Consider the following 17,410-nt stretch of genomic DNA (forward strand, 5'->3'; position numbering starts at 1 on the left):
GAGCCGTACAAGATCGCCTCCACCCGCGCGACCCGCTCCAACAGCCCATCGGCCTGCAACCCACGGGCGAACTTGTGCGCGGCGGCCATCGGCCCACCGGTGTGGGAACTCGACGGACCGATACCGATCTTGAAGAGGTCGAAGACGCCGATGCTCATCGCAGGTACTCCGTCGCGGCGTCGAGCAGCCAATCGGCGAGGTAGCCGGCGAAGGAGGAGCGGACGAGCACGAGGAAGCCGTCCTCCCGCGCGAGCAGCACGACCTGCGTGCGCGCCAGCGTGGTCTGGGCGCAGGCGCCCGGCCCGAACACGCTCGGGTGCAGGTCGATCGTGCAACCGTGGGACAGCAGGTCGCGCGCCTTCGGCCCGGCGACCAGCAGCGTGGTCCGCTGGGCCGACACGTCGACCACCGAGCCCTGGCCGCCGTCCACGGCCTTGCGCAGCAGCTCGGACCTGAAGCCCTCGGGGCCGATCACCAGCCACTCGTCGGGACCGAGCCAGGCCACGGTCAGCTCGCCGGAGCCCGCGGCGGTGCAGGGCTCGGTGGGCAGCGGCACGCCCAGGGCGGCCCCGACCTCCTCAGCGGCCTGGCCGGCCGGGTCCACCCGCACGTTGACGTGGGTGAGAAACGGGATCTCCGCCAGCTCGAGCACCCCGCTCGCCGAGGCGGCCTCGAACCGGTCGGCGAAGGCCGCTGCGGGACTCCTGCGTTCAGCCATCGCGGCGCGCTCCTTCCGGGTCGTACAGGACGTGAGAGGTGACGGTGACGGGCACGATCTGCCCGTCGACGGGTGCGTAGAGCCGCTCGCCCACCCGGCTCTGCCCGCCGCGGACCAGCGCCAGCGCGAACGTACGGCCGAGGGCGGCGCTGCGGTAGCTGGAGGTCACGTGGCCGAGCATGGGCACGGGCGGCGCGGGCAGTTCGGCCTCGGCGACCAGGTGCGCGCCCTCGGGCAGCAGGAAGCCCGGATCGTCCGGCAGCAGGCCGACGAGCTGCTTGCGGTCCGCCCTGGAGGTGTCGGCCCGCGCGAAGGAGCGCTTGCCGACGAAGTCGGGCTTCTTCTTGGACACCACCCATGACATACCCAGGTCCTGCGGGGTGATCGTGCCGTCGGTGTCCTGGCCGACGATCGGGTAGCCCTTCTCCGCGCGCAGCACGTGCATGGTCTCGGTCCCGTACGGTGTGACGAGCCCGGTGTCCATGATCGTGCTCCACAGGCGCAGACCGTCCCACGAGGTCACGTTGATCTCGTAGGCCAGCTCGCCGGAGAAGCTGATCCTGCACACCCTGGCGGGGATGCCGGCGACCTCCGTCTCCCGCCAGGTCATGAAGGGGAAGTCCTCGACGCCCACGGCGAGTTCCGGGGCCAGCCCGGCGAGGACCTCACGGGACCTCGGCCCGACCAGCGCGACCGTGGCCCACTGCTCGGTGACCGAGGTGAAGTGCACCCGCAGCGAGGGCCACTCGGTCTGCAGCCACTCCTCCATCCAGTCGAGCACGGCCGCCGCGTTGCCGGTCGTCGTGGTGACCAGGAAGTGCTCCTCGGCCAGCCTGATGACGGTGCCGTCGTCGAAGACCATGCCGTCCGGCTTGCACATCACGCCGTAGCGGACCGCGCCGACGGCCAGCGAGCTCATCAGGTTGGTGTAGAGCCGGTCGAGGAACTCGCCCGCGTCGGGGCCGATCACGTCGATCTTGCCGAGCGTCGAGGCGTCCATGGCGGCGACGCCCTCACGGGCGGCGGCGCACTCGCGCAGGACGGCGGCCTCCATGTCCTCGCCCTCGCGGGGGTAGTACCACGGGCGCTTCCACTGCCCGACGTTCTCGAACAGCGCGCCGTTGGCGACGTGCCACTCGTGCAGCGGGGTGACCCTGACCGGATCATGCAGGACGCCGCGGTCCCTGCCGGCGAGGGCGGCGAAGCTCACCGGCGCGAACGGCGCGCGGAACGTGGTGCTGCCCAGCTCGCCCACGGGGACGCCGAGGGCGTGGGCCACGATCGCCGTGGTGAGCAGCCCCGAGGTCTTGCCCTGGTCGTGGGCGGTGCCCGCGGTCGTGTAGCGCTTGATGTGCTCGACGGAACGCAACCCGGCGCCCGTCGCCCTCAGCACGTCGGCCGCGGTCACGTCCCGCTGCGTGTCGACGAAGTGGGAGGTGTAGTCGTTGGCGGGGACCAGCCAGAACGCCGGTCCGGCGGACGTCGGCGTCTCCGCCGTGGCCCGTGGCGCGGACGCGCGCTCCACAGCCCTGCCGAGCACCGCCTCCAGTGCGCGGTAGCCCGCGGCGGCGCCGTCGGCCAGGCAGCCGGTCAGCGTGAAGACGCCCTTCGCCGCTCCGGCCGTCTCGACGGCCTGGCGCGAGTCGTCGGGCACGATCGTGCCGAGCGCGTCGTCGTAGCGGAGCGTGCCGCCCGACTGGCTGAACAGGTGCACGACCGGGTTCCAGCCGCCGGACACGAGTAGCAGGTCGGCGGCGAACTCCCGCTCCCCGACCGCGACGTCGGCCTCGCTCCTGTGCCGTCCGGCCAGCACGGCGGAGACCTGGCCGTCACCTTGGGCGGCGGTCACCACGTGCCCGGTCAGCACCTCGATGCCGCGCTCGCGCGCGCCCGCCGACCATGCGGCTCCGGGCGAGGGCCTGACGTCGACGATGGCGGCGATCTCGACGCCCGCGTCGGCCAGGTCGAAGGCGGCGGCGTAGGCGCCGTCGTTGGCGGTGAAGACCACCGCGCGGCGGCCTGGGAGCACGCCGTACCTGTTGACGTAGACGCGGGCCGAACCGGCCAGCATCACGCCGGGCAGGTCGTTGCCCGCGAAGGCGATCGACCGCTCGTGGGCGCCGGTGGCCAGCACGACGCGCTTGGCGCGGATCCGCCAGACGCGTTCGCGGGCGACGTCCGCGGGCGCGGAGGCGCCCAGGTGGTTGGTGCGCCGCTCGACGGCGACGACGTAGTTGTCGTCGTAGTAGCCGATCGCGGTGGTCCTGCGCAGGACCCTGACCTCGGGCAGGCCGTCGAGCAGGGTCGCGGTCGCGGCGGCCCACTCGGCGCCGGGGCTCACCTCCTGCGGCCCCAGCACGTCGTCCGTCTCCGGCTCGGTCACCGACTCTCCGGTGCCGAGCAGGCTGCCGCCCGGTTCGGAGCGCTCGTCGGCGAGGATCACTCGAGCGCCCGTGCTCGCCGCCGCGCGCGCCGCGGCCAGGCCGGCCGGGCCCGCCCCGATGACCAGGACGTCGCAGTGGGCGTGGACGGCGTCGTAGCGGGCGGGGTCGGGCTCGGTGGCCAGCCTGCCCTGACCGGGGAGGCTGGTGGCGACCAGGCCGTCGTACAGCTCGACGGTGGTGGCGGGCAGCATCGGCTCGGGGAACGGCGCCTCGATCTGCACGACCGCGCTCGGCTCCTCGCCGCCGGCGGAGACGATCCCGCGCGGGCGGCCGAGCTTGACGCTCGTCGCGACCTGGCGCACGCCGTTGGCCAGCAGCGCGGAGGCGAGGGTGTCGCCCGGGTGGCCGGTGTACTCCCGGCCGTCGAAGGTGAAACGCAGCGTGGTGTCGCGGTCGATCCGCCCGCCGTTCTCGCGCCTCATGAGCTCACCGGCCTTGCTTCGCCCGCCCGGTAGACGGCGTGGATCTCGTTGGTCGCGGTGTCACGCACGGCGTTGAACCAGCGGCGGCAGCCCGCCGAGTGGCTCCAGCGCTCGGCGAAGCGACCCTTGGGGTTGTCCCTGAAGAACAGGTAGCGGGCCCACTCCTCGTCGGACAGCGCCGAGGGGTTGTCCGGATAGGCGACGTGCGCCTGCCCGCCGTAGTGGAACTCGGCCTCATCGCGTGGGCCGCACCATGGGCATGGGATCAGCAACATCGTGTGGTCCTCAGTGCGCGACCGCGGCGGCGCCGTGCTCGTCGACGAGCGCCCCGGTGGTGAATCGGTCAAGGGAGAAGGGGGCGTTGAGCGGGTGCGGCTCGTCGTTGGCCACCGTGTGGGCCATGCACCAGCCCACGCCGGGGGTCGCCTTGAAGCCGCCGGTGCCCCACCCGCAGTTGAGGTACAGGCCGTCGACGGGGGTCAGCCCGACGATCGGTGAGGCGTCGGGCGAGACGTCCACGACCCCGCCCCAGGTCCGCAGCACGTGCGCCCTGGCGAAGACGGGGAACAGCTCGAGGGCCGCGGCCATCTGCCGTTCGATGATGTGGAAGGCGCCGCGCTGGCGGTAGGAGTTGGCCGCGTCGATTCCCGCGCCCATGACCAGCTCGCCCTTGTGCGCCTGGCTGACGTACACGTGCACGGCGTTGGACATGACGACCGTCGGGTGGACCGGCTCCAGCAGCTCGGACACCAGCGCCTGCAGGGGGTGGCTCTGGATCGGCAGGTCGATGCCCGCGGTTGCGGCCACGACCGAGGTGTGCCCGGCGGCGCACAGCGCCACCTTGCCCGCATTGATCGTCCCCCGCGTGGTCTCCACGCCGGTCACCCTGCCGTCGCGCACCTTCAGCCCGGTGACCTCGCAGTGCTCGATGAAGTCCACGCCGAGCGCCGCGGCGGCTCTGGCCAGGCCCCACGCGACGTGGTCGTGCTTGGCGATGCCGGCCCTGGGCTGGAAGGTGCCGCCCAGCACCGGATAGCGCACGTCGGGCGAGATGTTGACGATCGGGCAGACCTCCTTCACCTGCTGGGGGTCGAGCCACTCGGCGTCGACGCCGTTGAGGTTGTTGGCGTGCACCCGCCGTACGCTGTCGCGGACGTCCTGCAGGCTGTGGGCGAGGTTGAGGACTCCGCGCTGGCTGAACAGCAGCGGGTAGTCGAGCTCCTCCTCCAGCCCCTCCCACAGCTTGAGCGCGTGCTCGTAGATCCCCGCGCTCTCGTCCCACAGGTAGTTGGACCTGATGATGGTGGTGTTGCGCGCCATGTTGCCGCCGGCGAGCCAGCCGCGCTCCAGCACCGCCACGTTGGTGATGCCGTGGTTCTTGGCCAGGTAGTAGGCGGTGGCCAGGCCGTGTCCGCCGCCGCCGACGATCACGACGTCGTAGGAGGACTTCGGCTCGGCGGCGCTCCACAGCCGGTCGGGGTGCTCGGGCAGGTCGGCGCCGGGTGTGCGCGGGCTCATCGGGCCTCTCCGTAGAGCGGGTGCTTGCCGGCCAGGGCCTCGACCCTGCCGCGCAGGAACGAGAGGTCGGCCTGCGGCGACAGCGCGGTGGCGATGATGTCGGCCACCTCGGTGAAGTCGGCGGCGCCGAAACCGCGGGTGGCGAGTGCGGGGGTGCCGATGCGCAGCCCCGAGGTGACCATCGGGGGCCGCGGGTCGAACGGCACGGCGTTGCGGTTCACCGTGATGCCGACCTCGTGCAGCCGGTCCTCGGCCTGCTTGCCGTCCAGCTCCGAGTCGCGCAGGTCGACCAGGACGAGGTGCACGTCGGTACCTCCGGTCAGCACCCGCACGCCCGAGGCGACCGCGTCGGGGGCCAGCAGGCGCTCGGCGAGGATGCGCGCCCCTTCCAGGGTGCGCCGCTGCCGGTCGCGGAACGCCTCCTCGGCGGCGATCTTGAAGGCGACGGCCTTGGCGGCGATGACGTGCTCCAGCGGACCGCCCTGCTGTCCGGGGAAGACCGCCGAGTTGATCTTCTTGGCGAGTTCCTCGGTGGAGAGGATCACGCCGCCTCTGGGGCCGCCCAGAGTCTTGTGCGTGGTGGTGGTGACGACGTGGGCGTGCGGCACGGGAGAGGGGTGCAGGCCCGCGGCCACCAGGCCGGCGAAGTGCGCCATGTCGACCATGAGGTAGGCGCCCACCTCGTCGGCGATCCGGCGGAAGGCGGCGAAGTCCAGCTGGCGGGGGTAGGCCGACCAGCCCGCGATGATGAGCCTGGGCCGGTGCTCGCGGGCCAGGCGCTCGACCTCCTCCATGTCCACCCGGTAGTCGCTCTCGCGCACGTGGTAGGCGGCCACCTTGTACAGGCGTCCGGAGAAGTTGATGCGCATGCCGTGCGTGAGGTGGCCGCCGTGGGCCAGGTCGAGGCCGAGGATGGTGTCGCCCGGTTCGAGCAGCGCGGCCATCGCGGCGGCGTTGGCCTGGGCGCCCGAGTGCGGCTGCACGTTGGCCGCCTCGGCGCCGAACAGCGCCTTCACCCTGTCGATGGCGAGCTGCTCGATCACGTCGACGTGTTCGCAGCCGCCGTAGTAGCGCTTGCCCGGGTAGCCCTCGGCGTACTTGTTGGTGAGGACCGAGCCCTGGGCGGCCATGACGGCGGCGGGCGCGAAGTTCTCCGAGGCGATCATCTCCAGCGTCGAGCGCTGACGCGTGAGCTCGTCGCCGATGGCGGCGTGCACCTCGGGGTCCACAACGTCCAGCGGGGTGTCGATCATCTGGGGTCCTTTCTAGCCGCGCAGGCGCTGCATCGCCGGGTCGAACAGGGGCTCCTCGGCGACCACGGCCCCGACCCTCCGGTCGAAGTACCCGAGGTCGACCGTCTGGCCTGGGGTCGCGAGCGAGGCGGGCAGCCACGCGTAGGCGATCCCCTTGCCGATCGTGTAACCATAGGCGGCGCTGGTGACGTAGCCGACGACGCGGTCGCCGTCGTAGACCGGCTCCTTGCCCATGACCACCTCGTCGGTGAGCAGGCAGGTGAGCCTGCGCTTCACCGACTCCTTGCGGGCGAGCAGGGCCTCGCGGCCGACGAAGTCACCCTTGTCCAGCTTCACCGCGAAGCCGAGGCCCGCCTCGTATGGGTCGTGCTCGTAGGTCATGTCGGTGCCGAACGAGCGGTACCCCTTCTCCAGGCGCAGGCTGGTGAAGGCGCCCCTGCCGCCGGCGACGACGCCGAGGTCCTGGCCCGCCTCCCACAGCGTGTCCCAGAGCTTGAGCCCCATGTCGCTGGTGGTGTAGATCTCCCAGCCCAGCTCGCCGACGTAGGACAGGCGCAGCATCGTGACGGGCACGTTGCCGATGAAGGCGCGGGTGCCGCGGAAGTAGCGCAGGGCCGTCAGGTCGGTGCTGGTCAGCGGCTGGACCAGGTCGCGGGCCCGCGGGCCCCATACGCCGACGCAGCAGGTGCCCGCGGTGATGTCACGGACCTGCACCGAGCCGTCGCGGGGGCGGTGCCGGTCGAACCAGTCGAGGTCGAGGTTGCCGTTCGCGCCGATCTGGAACTCCTCGGCGCCGAGGCGGGCGACGGTGACGTCGCTGCGGATGCCGCCGTCGGTGTCGAGCAGGAGGCAGTAGGTCACCGAGCCGACCGACTTGTCCACGTCTCCCGTGGTCAGGGACTGCAGGAAGGCGACGGCGCCGGGACCGCTGACCTCGAGGCGCTTGAGCGCGGTCATGTCGTACATGGCGACGGTCTCGCGGGTGGCCTGGGCCTCCGCTCCGACGATCGGGGACCAGTACTGCGCGGCCCAGTCGCCGGGGGTGGGGATGTCCCTGCCCTTGAGGAGTCCCGCGTTGCCGCCGTACCACTGCGGCCGCTCCCACCCCGAGGCCTCGAGGAAGACCGCGCCGAGATCCTGCTGGCGCGGGTGGAAGGGGCTGGTGCGCAGCGGGCGCGGCTCCTCCATGGGCTGCAGGGGGTGGATGATGTCGTAGACCTCGACGTAGTTCTGGCAGCCCCTGGCCGTCACGTAGTCGGGGGCGAGCTGGTGCGGCTCGAACCTGTTGACGTCGCACTCGTGCAGGTCGAAGGAGGAGCAGTGGCCGTCGACCAGCCACTCGGCCATCGCCAGGCCGACGCCCGCGGAGTGGGTGACCCAGACGGCCTCGGCCACCCAGAAGCCCTTGACCTTCGGCGACTCGCCCATCAGCGGCAGGTGGTCGGTGGTGAAGGAGAACAGTCCGTTGATGCCTTCCTCGACCTTGGCCGACTGGGTGGAGGGCAGCAGGTCCTGGGTCGCGGACCACGCCTCGGCGAAGTCGTCGGGGGTGAAGGTCAGCACCGAGGGCATCACCTCGGCGGCGTCGACCGACAGGATGTCGTCGGCGCTGATCGGCATGGGCCGGTGGCCGTAGTAGCCGATGCCCAGCGTGTCGTAGCGCTCGCGGTAGTAGAGGTCTGCGTCCTGGTGCCGCAGGATCGGCCTGGTGGCCTCCTCGGTCTGTCCCGCCAGGTCCTGCACCTGACCCGTCCACGCCAGCTGGTGGGCCAGCGGGGTGAGCGGGAGGTTCATGCCCACCATGCGGGCGACCTTCGGCCCCCAGATGCCGGCGCAGCAGACGACGATGTCGGCGGGGATCTCGCCCTGGTCGGTCACCACGGAGGCGACCCTGCCGTTCTCGGTCCTGATGTCGAGCACCTCGTGCCTGGGCAGCACCCGCACGCCGCGCTCGCGCGCCCTAGTGAGCTGGGCGTCGACCGCCTTGACCGCCTTGGCGAGACCGTCGGCGGGCAGGAACAGGCCGCCGAGGACCTTGGAGCCGTCCAGGAGCGAGTGCTTGGCCACGCACTCCTCGGGCGACAGCAGGTGCGCCTCGATCCCCCACGCGACCGCCCAGCCGTACCTGCGGTGCAGCTCGGCCAGCCGTTCGGGGGTGGTGGCCACTTCGAGCCCGCCCACCTGGAGGAAGCTGTCGAGGGCGACGAACTTCTCGACCGTGTATCTGGCCATCTCGGTCATGGTCTTCGACCCGTTGGTCTGGAACACGAGGCCGGGGGCGTGTGAGGATGAGCCGCCGGTGGCGGGCACGTCTCCTTGGTCGACCACGGTGACCTCGGTCCAGCCTCTGGCGGACAACTCGTCGGCGAGGGCCGCGCCGACCACGCCCGCCCCGATGATGACGACGCTCGGGCCCGTCATAGCCACCTCCGTTGTTGCGACATATGCAACCAAACGCGTTTACCGCAACAAGCGTCGCTCGCTGCCTTCCGGGTGTCAATAGGTGTTCTGTCTTATTCCGTACGGCTTTACGCCGGATTAGAACGTTCCAATGACCCCCAAGCACCAGCCCGATCGCGGGGTCAGGCGATCGGGCTGGTGGACCGTCAGCTCTGGGGCACCCAGGCCTTGACCTTGTCGGGGTTGTCGGCCACCCACTTGGCCGCCGCTTCCTCCGCCGTCATCTTGTCCTCGGAGATGTACTTCGCCACGAGGTTCTGGTCGTCGTTGGTCCAGGTGAAGTTCTTGACCAGCGTGTAGGCCGGGCTGCCGGAGTCGGCGAACTTCTTGCTCACGATCTTGTCGAGCTCGTACGGCGGGTAGTCGCACGCCACCTTGGCCGCGTCCGCGTCACACCCCTCCTTGTAGGGGGGCAGGTTGACCTTGACCAGCTTGAGCTCCGACATGAACCACTGCGGTTCGTAGAAGTAGCCGATGATGGGCTTCTGCTGCTTCTCCGACTGGCGGAAGGCGGTGATGAGCGCGGTCTCGCTGCCCGCGTAGACGACCTTGTAGTCGAGCTTGAGGTTCTTCACCAGGGCTGCGTCGTTGGTGACGAACGAGGGGTCGCCGTCGAGCAGCTGGCCCTTGCCCTCGGACTCGGAGGTCTTGAACAGCGAGGCGTACTTGTTGAGGTTGTTCCAGTCGGTGATGTCGGGGTACTTCTGAGCCATCCACGGCGCCACGTACCAGCCGATGACGCCCTTGTTGCCCGTCGGGCCCGCCGACACGGCGACCTTCTGGTCCTCGATGTACTTCTTCTTGAGGTCGTCGTGGGCCCAGTTCTCCACGATCGCGTCGACCTCGCCGGTGGCGAAGCCCTGCCACGCCACCTCTTCCTTGAGGTCCTTCTTCACCACCTTGCAGCCGAGGTTCTTCTCCGCAACGTGCGCGATGACCGCGGCGTTGGCCTCGTATCCCACCCACGGGTTGACCGCCAGGTTGAACGTGCCGCAGCTCTTGCCCTGGCCACCGGCCGCGGGCTGCTGTGTCTCTCCGACCTTCGCTCCGCCGCAAGCGGTGAGCAGGAGGCCGGTGCCGGTCACGAGCACGATCGCCCTGACCCTTCCACTCCTCTTCAAAGCCACCTGGTCCTCCTGAGATTTCTTCGGCCTGATCGACCGGTTTCCAGTTGTCACTTCCGTGCGAGCCCGCCGTGCGCCGCTGCGTCGGCCCGCTGCGTGGCCGCGCACATGACACGGTCGAGCACGATGCCGAGCACGACGATCGCGAGCCCGGCGGCCAGCCCCTTGCCGCGGAGCTGGTGCTGGGAGAAGCCGGCCACCACGTCGTAACCGAGGGCTCCGGCTCCCACCAGGCCGCCGACGACCACCATCGACAGCACGTAGATCAGTCCCTGGCTGGCCGCCAGCGTCACACCGCTGCGCGCCATCGGGAGCTGGACTTTGGAGATGAGCTGCCACTTTCCCGTTCCGGCCGAGATGGCGGCCTCCACGGTGGTCGGCGAGACTCTCCTGATGCCTTCGGCCACCAGCTTGATCGAGATGGGCGCGGCGAACACGACGGCCGCGATGATCGCGGTGAACCGCGTCGGGCCGAACAGGCCGAGGATCGGCACCAGGTAGACGAAGGCGGGCATGGTCTGACCCGCGTCGAGCACGGGCCTGAGCATCGTGTCGACCCTGTCGCTGCGCCCCATCCACACACCCAGCACCACGCCGAGCACCATGACGAGGATCGTGGCGACGAGCGTCGAGGCCAGCGTCACCATGCTGTCCTGCCAAAGGCCGAGCAGCACGAGCACGAGCAGCCCCGCGGCGGTCACGAGAGCCGCCCGCACGCTGCCCACCAGCAGCGCGACCGCCACGCCTACGGCGAAGACGAGCCACCACGGCGATCCGGTCAGCAGCGCCTCGAAGGGGTTGAGCAGCGTGTTGGTGATCGCGTTCTTGAGCGCTTCGGTGAAGGCTGCGAGGCTGTCCTGCACCCACAGGCTCGCCGCGTCCGCGGCCTGGCGCACGTAGGAGCCGAGTTCGGCCTGGATCGGGAACTCCGCGGCCCAGATGTAGGTGTAGGACAGGTAGCCGAGCACGGCCACGGCGCCGAACGTGCCGGCCAGCTCCAGCCTGCGCCGTCCCGCGCTGCGCGAGCGGCCCGCGCGCCGTTCCACCTCGACCCTCCTGCTGGCGGCCGAGGTGACCCGGTCCAGGACGACGGCCATGACGACGATGGCGAGGCCCGCGTTGAACGCGGTTCCGACGTCGAGCGTCTGCAGCGCCTTCAGCACGGTCTTGCCCAGGCCGGGCGCGTCGATGAGCGCCGCGATCGTCGCCATGGACAGTGCCGCCATGATGGTCTGGTTGACGCCGACGATGATCGTCTGCTTGGCCATCGGCAGCCGCACGTGGCGCAGCGACTGCGCGCCCGTGGCGCCCAGCGAGGCGCCGGCCTCCAGCGTGTCGGACGAGACCTGCCTGATGCCGTGCGAGGTGATGCGGATCGCCGGCGGGATCGCATAGATCATCGTGGCGATCGTGGCGCTGGCGGGCCCGATGAGGAAGAAGAGCGTCAGCGGCGCCAGGTAGACGAACGTCGGCATCGTCTGCATGAAGTCGAGCACCGGCGTCACCACCCGGTTGAACCGGTCGCTCAGCCCCGCCCACACGCCGAGCGGGATGCCGACGGCCAGCGAGAGCGCGACCGCGGTCAGGGTGAGAGCGAGGGTGTCCATGCTCTCCTGCCACAGCCCCAGCACGCCGAAGGAGAGGAACCCTACGGCGGTGAGCAGCGCCACCTTCCCGTTGCCCCACAGCCACGCGATGGCCGTGGCGAGCCCGACGACGCCGAGCCAGCCCAGAACGGGAAGGGGACGGCCGAAGGAGGGCTGGCTGATCAGCGCCTGGACGAACGTCACCATCTCGTCGAGGAAGAGCCTGACGTAGTTGATGAAGTACAGGAAGAACGGGTTGCTGTTACGGCTGTCGTCGATGGCGTCCATGCCCTCGTTGAGCGAGGTATGCAGGGGCGTCAGCTCGGCGCCGCCGAGGTCGAGCGTGTCCCGCCCGTCGAACAGCGCCCAGCCGAGCACCCATACGGCGAGCACCGCGAGGAGCAGGTATCTGCGGGCCGGCAGCCTGGCGGCCACCACCGCCACGGAGGTCATCGCTCCTGCCCTCCCGCGATCACTTCGAGGATCTCCGCGCTGGTGACCACCCCGAGCAGGCTGTCCCCCTCAATGACGCGGACCGGGCGGTCGGCCGAGAGCACGGTGTGCACCGCGTCGCGGATGACGACGTCGGGGCCGAGCACGGGTCCGTCGAGGGACTCGTCCATGAGGGGCTTGCGCATGATCCAGCGCAACGTCAGGACGTGCGATCGAGGGACGTCGCTGACGAAGTCCCTGACGTAGTCGTCGGCGGGGGCGCCCACCACCTGGTCGGGCGTGCCGACCTGGACGAGCTCGCCGTCGCGCATGATGAGGATCCTGTCGCCCAGCTTCAGCGCCTCGCTGAGGTCGTGGGTGATGAAGACCATCGTCTTGCCGACCTCGTGGTGCAGGCGGATGACCTCGTTCTGCATCTCCCGCCTGATCAGTGGGTCGAGCGCGGAGAACGGCTCGTCGAACAGCAGCACCTCGGGGTCGGCGGCCAGCGCGCGGGCCAGGCCGACGCGCTGCTGCATACCGCCGGACAGCTGGTCGGGGTAGGAGTTCTCGAAGCCGTTGAGGCCGACCAGCCCCACGACCTCGCGGGCGCGGGCGTAGCGGTCCTGCTTGGGCACGCCGCGGATCTCCAGGCCGAAGGCCACGTTGTCCAGGACGCACCGGTGCGGCAGCAGGCCGAAGTGCTGGAAGACCATGGCCATGCGGTGCCTGCGCAGCTCGCGAAGCCTGCGGTCGTCGGCCTTGCGGATGTCCTCGCCGTCCAGCACGACCTCGCCCGCCGTGGGCTCGATCAGCCGGGTCAGGCAGCGCACGAGGGTGGACTTGCCCGAGCCCGACAGGCCCATGACGACGAACACCTCGCCCCGCCGTACCTCGAAGGAGACGTCACGCACGGCTGCGACGCAGCCGGTCTGCTCCTTGAGCTCCTTACGGCTGAGCGTGGAACCGACCACGCCCTCGGCCTTGGGACCGAACACCTTCCACAGACCTCTGACATCGAGGATGGGCGGGGCTTCGGTGTCGAGCTGACTACGTTCGGTCAGTGACGGCACGGTCATGACCACCTCTTGGTCGTCGGAGCGTCAGTTCGCTGGGAACCACCGCTGGGGGCGCGGGCGGGTGTTCTGCCACACATGCTTGATCTCGCGGTACTCGTCGAGTCCGGTCGGCCCGAGTTCGCGGCCGATACCGGACTGCTTGAAGCCACCCCACTCGGCCTGCGGCACGTAGGGGTGGTAGTCGTTGATCCACACCGTGCCGTGGCGGAGCCGTCCCGCGACCCGCTGCGCCTTGCCGGCGTCCTGGGTCCAGACCGCGCCGGCCAGGCCGTACTCGGTGTCGTTGGCGAGGAGGATCGCCTCCTCCTCGGTGGTGAAGCGCTCGACGGTCAGCACGGGGCCGAAGGATTCCTCCCGCACCACGCGCATGCCCTGCTTGCAGTCGTCGAGCACGGTGGGCGGGAAGAAGAAGCCTTCGCCGTCCAGCTTGCGTCCCCCGCAGCGGAGGGTCGCGCCCTCGGCGAGGCCCGCGGCCACGTATTCCTCCACCTTCGCCAGGTGGGCCGCGGAGATGAGCGGACCCGCCTGTGCCTCGGCGTCGAAGGGGCCGCCGAGGCGGATGCGCTCCGCCCTCCTGACCACCTCGTCGACGAAGGCGTCGTGCAGGGAGTCCTCCACCAGCAGTCGCGCGCCCGCCGAGCAGACCTGCCCGGAGTGCAGGAACACGGCGGTGAGCGCGAAGTCGACGGCGGTCTCGAAGTCCGCGTCGGCGAAGACGATGTTGGGGTTCTTGCCGCCGAGTTCGAGCGCGACGCGCTTCACCGTGGCCGAGGCCGCCGCCATGATCCGCCGTCCGGTGGCCAGGCCGCCGGTGAAGGACACCAGGTCCACGTCGGGGTGCTCGGCGAGCGGCGCGCCCGCCTCGGGTCCCGCGCCGAGCACGAGGTTGGCCACGCCCTTGGGCAGGCCGGCCTCCTCGAGCGCTCGGACGAGCAGGATGGCCGTGCTCGGGGTCAGCTCACTCGGCTTCAGTACGAAGGTGTTGCCCGCGGCGAGCGCGGGGGCCACCTTCCAGGTGGTCTGCAGCAGCGGGTAGTTCCACGGCGTGATCAGGCCGCAGACGCCGACGGGCTCGTAGACGACCCTGCTGATCGCGTCGTCGCGGCCGGTGTCGATGACCCGTCCTGCGTCGGTTCCAGCCACTCCGGCGAAGTAGCGTAGACACGCGACGGAGTCGTCGACGTCGTACTCGCTCTCCACCAGGCGCTTGCCGGTGTCGCCCGACTCGGCGCGGGCGAATGCGTCGCGGTCGCGCTCCACCAGGTCGGCGACGGTGGACAGCAGCGCGCCCCGCTCTCTGGCGGGGGTGGCGGGCCACGGGCCGCTGTCGAAGGCGTGCCGCGCGGCACTGATGGCGGCCACGGTGTCGGCCGCTGTTGCTTCGGCGACCGTGGTCACGAGGCTGCCGTCGGCGGGCGAAAGGATGCTTCGCTGTCCGCCGGCGACCGGCTTGGTCCACGTGCCGCCGATGTAGAGATCGGTCATCGGCGCACCTCTGATCGTTGCGTATGGCGCAAGGCAATGCTCAGTGAGGAACAGAATTGACCCGTTACCCTCCGTTCGTCAAGGCTTTGAGGGAATCACTGGGCGAATCCATACGTTGTGATTCCGTTTCCGCGCGGCTGTCCCTCTTGACGGGCGGGCCTGCGCACGTCCACGCTGTTGCGTATACATCACCATTTTGCGTAATACGCAACACAAGGAGGTGTGATGTCTCCTCGTCCAGGCCCCGGCCGCGAGTTCATCCTCACCGTCTCCTGCTCGGACAAGCCAGGCATCGTGTACGCGGTGAGCAGCTTCCTCGTGCAGCACCGCGGTGACATGTTGCAGAGCAAGCAGTTCAACGACCGGCTCGGCGGCGGCTTCTTCATGCGGGTCCACTTCGCCGCCCAGGACGGGCTGGAGGAGCTGCGTGAGGGCTTCGCCTACGTCGCGGAGTCCTTCCAGATGACCTGGCAGCTCAACGACGCGGCGACGCCCACGCGGGCGCTCGTCATGGTGTCGAAGTTCGGCCACTGCATGAACGACCTGCTCTTCCGCAGGCAGGTGGGGGGCCTCAACATCGACGTCCCCGCCATCGTCTCCAACCATCCCGACCTGGAGCCGCTCGCGGCCTCCTACGGCGTGCCCTTCCACCACGTCCCCGTCACAGCGGACGGCAAGGCCGAGGCCGAGGCCAAGGTGCTCGACCTGGTGGCGGAGTACGAGGCGGACCTGGTGGTGCTGGCCCGCTACATGCAGGTCCTGTCCGACGACATGTGCAAGCGTCTGGAGGGCCGCGCCATCAACATCCACCATTCGTTCCTGCCGGGGTTCAAGGGCGCCAAGCCCTACCACCAGGCTCACGAGCGGGGGGTGAAACTCATCGGCGCGACCGCGCACTACGTCACGGCCGACCTCGACGAGGGCCCCATCATCGAGCAGGACGTGGCGAGGGTGGACCACGAGCTGGACCCCGAGGACCTGGTCGCGGCGGGCAGGGACGTCGAGGCCCAGGTGCTCGCCAGGGCCGTCAAGTGGCACAGCGAGCACCGCGTGCTGCTCAACGGGGACCGTACGGTCGTCTTCCGCTGAGCGACGCCGAAGAATGAGGCGGTGGGGGTACTGCGTCCCCCACCGCCTTCTTCATGCCCCGCCGACGACGGACGCCCGCGGCCCCCCTCGGGCGCCGCGGGCGTCCGCGTCACGCGCGGTGCCGGTAGAACTCCGTCGTCTCGGGCGGCAGCGGCGTGTTGCCGAGGATCAGGTCGGCCGCCTTCTCCGCCAGCATCATCACCGGCGCGTAGATGTTGCCGTTGGTGACGTACGGCATGACCGAGGCGTCCACCACCCGCAACCCGTCCACACCGTGCACCCGCATGGTCTCCGGGTCTGTGACCGACATGTCGTCCACGCCCATCCTGGCGGTGCAGGAGGGATGCAGAGCCGTCTCGCCGTCCTTGGCCACCCAGTCGAGGATCTCCTCGTCGGTCTCCACGGAAGGCCCGGGCGAGATCTCGCCCGTGCTGTAGGCGCCGAGCGCGGGCTGGCCCAGGATGTCGCGGGCCACCCTGACGGCCTCCACCCACTCCCTTTTGTCCTGCTCGGTGGACAGGTAGTTGAAGCGCAGGGCCGGATGCTCCCGCGGATCGGTGCTCTTGATCTTGACGGAGCCCCGGGCGTCGGAGTACATGGGCCCGACGTGCACCTGGTACCCGTGCCCTCCCGAGGGCGCCGAACCGTCGTAGCGCACGGCGATGGGCAGGAAGTGGAACATCAGGTTGGGATACTCGACGTCGTCGTTGCTGCGGACGAAGCCGCCGGCCTCGAAGTGGTTGGTCGCGCCAGGGCCCTTGCGCAGGAACAGCCACTGCGCGCCGATCCACGGGTGGCGCCACTTCTGCAGGTTCGGCTGCATGGAGACGGGCTGGCTGCAGCCGTGCTGGATGTAGACCTCCAGGTGGTCCTGGAGGTGCTCCCCCACGCCCGGCAGGTCGTGCACCACGTCGATGCCGAGGGCGCCGAGCTCCCGCGCGTTCCCGACGCCGGACAGCTGCAGGAGCTGCGGCGAGTTGATCGCCCCTCCGCACAGGATGACCTCGCCCGCGCGGACGGTGCCGCCGTCGAACTCCACGCCGACGGCGCGCCTGCCCTCGAAGATGATCCGCGTCACCAGCGCGCGCGTCTTGACCGTGAGGTTCGGGCGCTTCATGACCGGATGCAGGTAGGCGCGGGCCGCGCTGAGCCTGCGGCCGCGCCTGATGTTGCGGTCGAAGCGGGCGAAGCCCTCCTGGCGGTAACCGTTGACATCGTCGGTGAGGGGGTAGCCCGCCTCCTGCACGGCCTCGAAGAAGGCTCTGTAGAGCGGCGTGCTCGCCGCTCCCCTCTCCAGCGCCAGGGGCCCGTCATGGCCGCGGAAGGGCGTGCCTGGATCGGCCAGGCAGTTCTCCATCCGTTTGAAGTACGGCAGGCAGTGGGCGTAGTCCCACGTCTTCATCCCCGGGTCGGCGCCCCACCGCTCGTAGTCGAGGGGGTTGCCGCGCTGGAAGATCATGCCGTTGATGCTGCTGGAGCCGCCGAGCACCTTGCCGCGCGCATGGTAGATGCGCCTGCCGTTCATGTGCGGCTCGGGCTCCGACTCGTACTTCCAGTCGTAGAAGCGGTTGCCGATCGGGAAGGGCAGCGCGGCCGGCATGTGGATGAAGACGTCCCACGGATAATCGGACCGGCCGGCCTCGAGGACCAGCACCCGCGTGGCGGGGTCCGCGGAGAGCCGGTTGGCCAGGGCACTGCCCGCCGAGCCGCCTCCGACGATGACGAAGTCGTACTGCTGTGACGTCATGTTGCCTCGTCTCGCTCGCGCGTTTCACCAAATCGTAGCGCTATACGCATTGT

At 70.0% G+C, this 17,410-nt stretch carries 13 protein-coding genes; 1 reads left to right on the forward strand and 12 read right to left on the reverse strand.

All coding sequences use genetic code 11. From position 1 onward, the window contains the following. The 11 genes from AB0B45_RS48400 to AB0B45_RS48450 form a co-directional block, all read right to left on the reverse strand. Positions 1-158: serine dehydratase beta chain (locus AB0B45_RS48400; protein WP_358145377.1), on the reverse strand; the 158-nt coding region annotated here is incomplete at its 3' end. Continuing rightward, the gene (locus AB0B45_RS48405) at positions 155-718 is read right to left on the reverse strand and encodes a sarcosine oxidase subunit gamma family protein (RefSeq protein ID WP_358145301.1); all 564 of its coding nucleotides are present in this window, start codon (positions 716-718) and stop codon (positions 155-157) included. The genes AB0B45_RS48400 and AB0B45_RS48405, both read right to left, overlap by 4 nt. After that, positions 711-3,584 (reverse strand): 2Fe-2S iron-sulfur cluster-binding protein, encoded by a 2,874-nt coding sequence (locus AB0B45_RS48410; protein WP_358145303.1) that lies wholly within the window; start codon positions 3,582-3,584, stop codon positions 711-713. Before AB0B45_RS48410 ends, AB0B45_RS48405 begins: the two co-directional genes overlap by 8 nt. Continuing rightward, entirely contained in the window at positions 3,581-3,859 is a 279-nt protein-coding gene (locus tag AB0B45_RS48415) for a sarcosine oxidase subunit delta (protein ID WP_358145305.1), read from the reverse strand. The genes AB0B45_RS48410 and AB0B45_RS48415 overlap by 4 nt, the downstream gene beginning before the upstream one ends. A 10-nt stretch (positions 3,860-3,869) precedes the next feature. Then, positions 3,870-5,102 (reverse strand): sarcosine oxidase subunit beta family protein, encoded by a 1,233-nt coding sequence (locus AB0B45_RS48420; protein WP_358145307.1) that lies wholly within the window; start codon positions 5,100-5,102, stop codon positions 3,870-3,872. Continuing rightward, the gene (gene glyA, locus AB0B45_RS48425) at positions 5,099-6,355 is read right to left on the reverse strand and encodes a serine hydroxymethyltransferase (RefSeq protein WP_358145309.1); all 1,257 of its coding nucleotides are present in this window, start codon (positions 6,353-6,355) and stop codon (positions 5,099-5,101) included. The genes AB0B45_RS48420 and glyA overlap by 4 nt, the downstream gene beginning before the upstream one ends. A 12-nt stretch (positions 6,356-6,367) precedes the next feature. Beyond that, positions 6,368-8,776 (reverse strand): FAD-dependent oxidoreductase, encoded by a 2,409-nt coding sequence (locus tag AB0B45_RS48430; RefSeq protein ID WP_358145311.1) that lies wholly within the window; start codon positions 8,774-8,776, stop codon positions 6,368-6,370. Positions 8,777-8,961: 185 nt separating this feature from the next. Next, on the reverse strand, positions 8,962-9,942 hold the full coding sequence (locus AB0B45_RS48435) for an ABC transporter substrate-binding protein (protein WP_358145313.1): 981 nt from the start codon (positions 9,940-9,942) through the stop codon (positions 8,962-8,964). Between the two features lie 47 nt (positions 9,943-9,989). After that, positions 9,990-11,978 carry an ABC transporter permease subunit gene (locus tag AB0B45_RS48440; protein ID WP_358145315.1) on the reverse strand — a complete coding sequence of 663 codons (1,989 nt, stop codon included), beginning with the start codon at positions 11,976-11,978 and terminating at the stop codon, positions 9,990-9,992. Then, positions 11,975-13,036: a glycine betaine/L-proline ABC transporter ATP-binding protein gene (locus tag AB0B45_RS48445; protein ID WP_358145317.1), complete on the reverse strand. Its 1,062-nt coding sequence runs from the start codon at positions 13,034-13,036 to the stop codon at positions 11,975-11,977. The genes AB0B45_RS48440 and AB0B45_RS48445 overlap by 4 nt, the downstream gene beginning before the upstream one ends. Before the next feature lie 24 nt (positions 13,037-13,060). Next, the gene (locus AB0B45_RS48450) at positions 13,061-14,521 is read right to left on the reverse strand and encodes an aldehyde dehydrogenase family protein (RefSeq protein WP_358145319.1); all 1,461 of its coding nucleotides are present in this window, start codon (positions 14,519-14,521) and stop codon (positions 13,061-13,063) included. 225 nt (positions 14,522-14,746) lie between these two features. Between AB0B45_RS48450 and purU the strand changes: the two genes are divergently transcribed. Beyond that, positions 14,747-15,610, forward strand: a complete 864-nt coding sequence (gene purU / locus AB0B45_RS48455; RefSeq protein ID WP_358145321.1) for a formyltetrahydrofolate deformylase — start codon at positions 14,747-14,749, stop codon at positions 15,608-15,610. A gap of 109 nt (positions 15,611-15,719) precedes the next feature. Here purU and betA read toward each other — a convergent pair whose 3' ends face one another. Then, positions 15,720-17,357, reverse strand: coding sequence for a choline dehydrogenase (gene betA / locus AB0B45_RS48460; protein ID WP_358145323.1), 1,638 nt, complete (start codon positions 17,355-17,357; stop codon positions 15,720-15,722). Between the last annotated feature and the right edge of the window lie 53 nt (positions 17,358-17,410).

This window comes from Nonomuraea sp. NPDC049152, from assembly GCF_040648355.1.
Lineage (GTDB): Bacteria > Actinomycetota > Actinomycetes > Streptosporangiales > Streptosporangiaceae > Nonomuraea.

Coding starts and splice junctions, on each gene's coding strand:
- AB0B45_RS48445 (WP_358145317.1), bottom strand. CDS start 13,036: ATGACCGTGCCGTCACTGACCGAACGTAGTCAGCTCGACACCGAAGCC.
- purU (WP_358145321.1), top strand. CDS start 14,747: ATGTCTCCTCGTCCAGGCCCCGGCCGCGAGTTCATCCTCACCGTCTCC.
- AB0B45_RS48450 (WP_358145319.1), bottom strand. CDS start 14,521: ATGACCGATCTCTACATCGGCGGCACGTGGACCAAGCCGGTCGCCGGC.
- AB0B45_RS48420 (WP_358145307.1), bottom strand. CDS start 5,102: ATGAGCCCGCGCACACCCGGCGCCGACCTGCCCGAGCACCCCGACCGG.
- AB0B45_RS48410 (WP_358145303.1), bottom strand. CDS start 3,584: ATGAGGCGCGAGAACGGCGGGCGGATCGACCGCGACACCACGCTGCGT.
- AB0B45_RS48440 (WP_358145315.1), bottom strand. CDS start 11,978: ATGACCTCCGTGGCGGTGGTGGCCGCCAGGCTGCCGGCCCGCAGATAC.
- AB0B45_RS48430 (WP_358145311.1), bottom strand. CDS start 8,776: ATGACGGGCCCGAGCGTCGTCATCATCGGGGCGGGCGTGGTCGGCGCG.
- betA (WP_358145323.1), bottom strand. CDS start 17,357: ATGACGTCACAGCAGTACGACTTCGTCATCGTCGGAGGCGGCTCGGCG.
- AB0B45_RS48415 (WP_358145305.1), bottom strand. CDS start 3,859: ATGTTGCTGATCCCATGCCCATGGTGCGGCCCACGCGATGAGGCCGAG.
- glyA (WP_358145309.1), bottom strand. CDS start 6,355: ATGATCGACACCCCGCTGGACGTTGTGGACCCCGAGGTGCACGCCGCC.
- AB0B45_RS48405 (WP_358145301.1), bottom strand. CDS start 718: ATGGCTGAACGCAGGAGTCCCGCAGCGGCCTTCGCCGACCGGTTCGAG.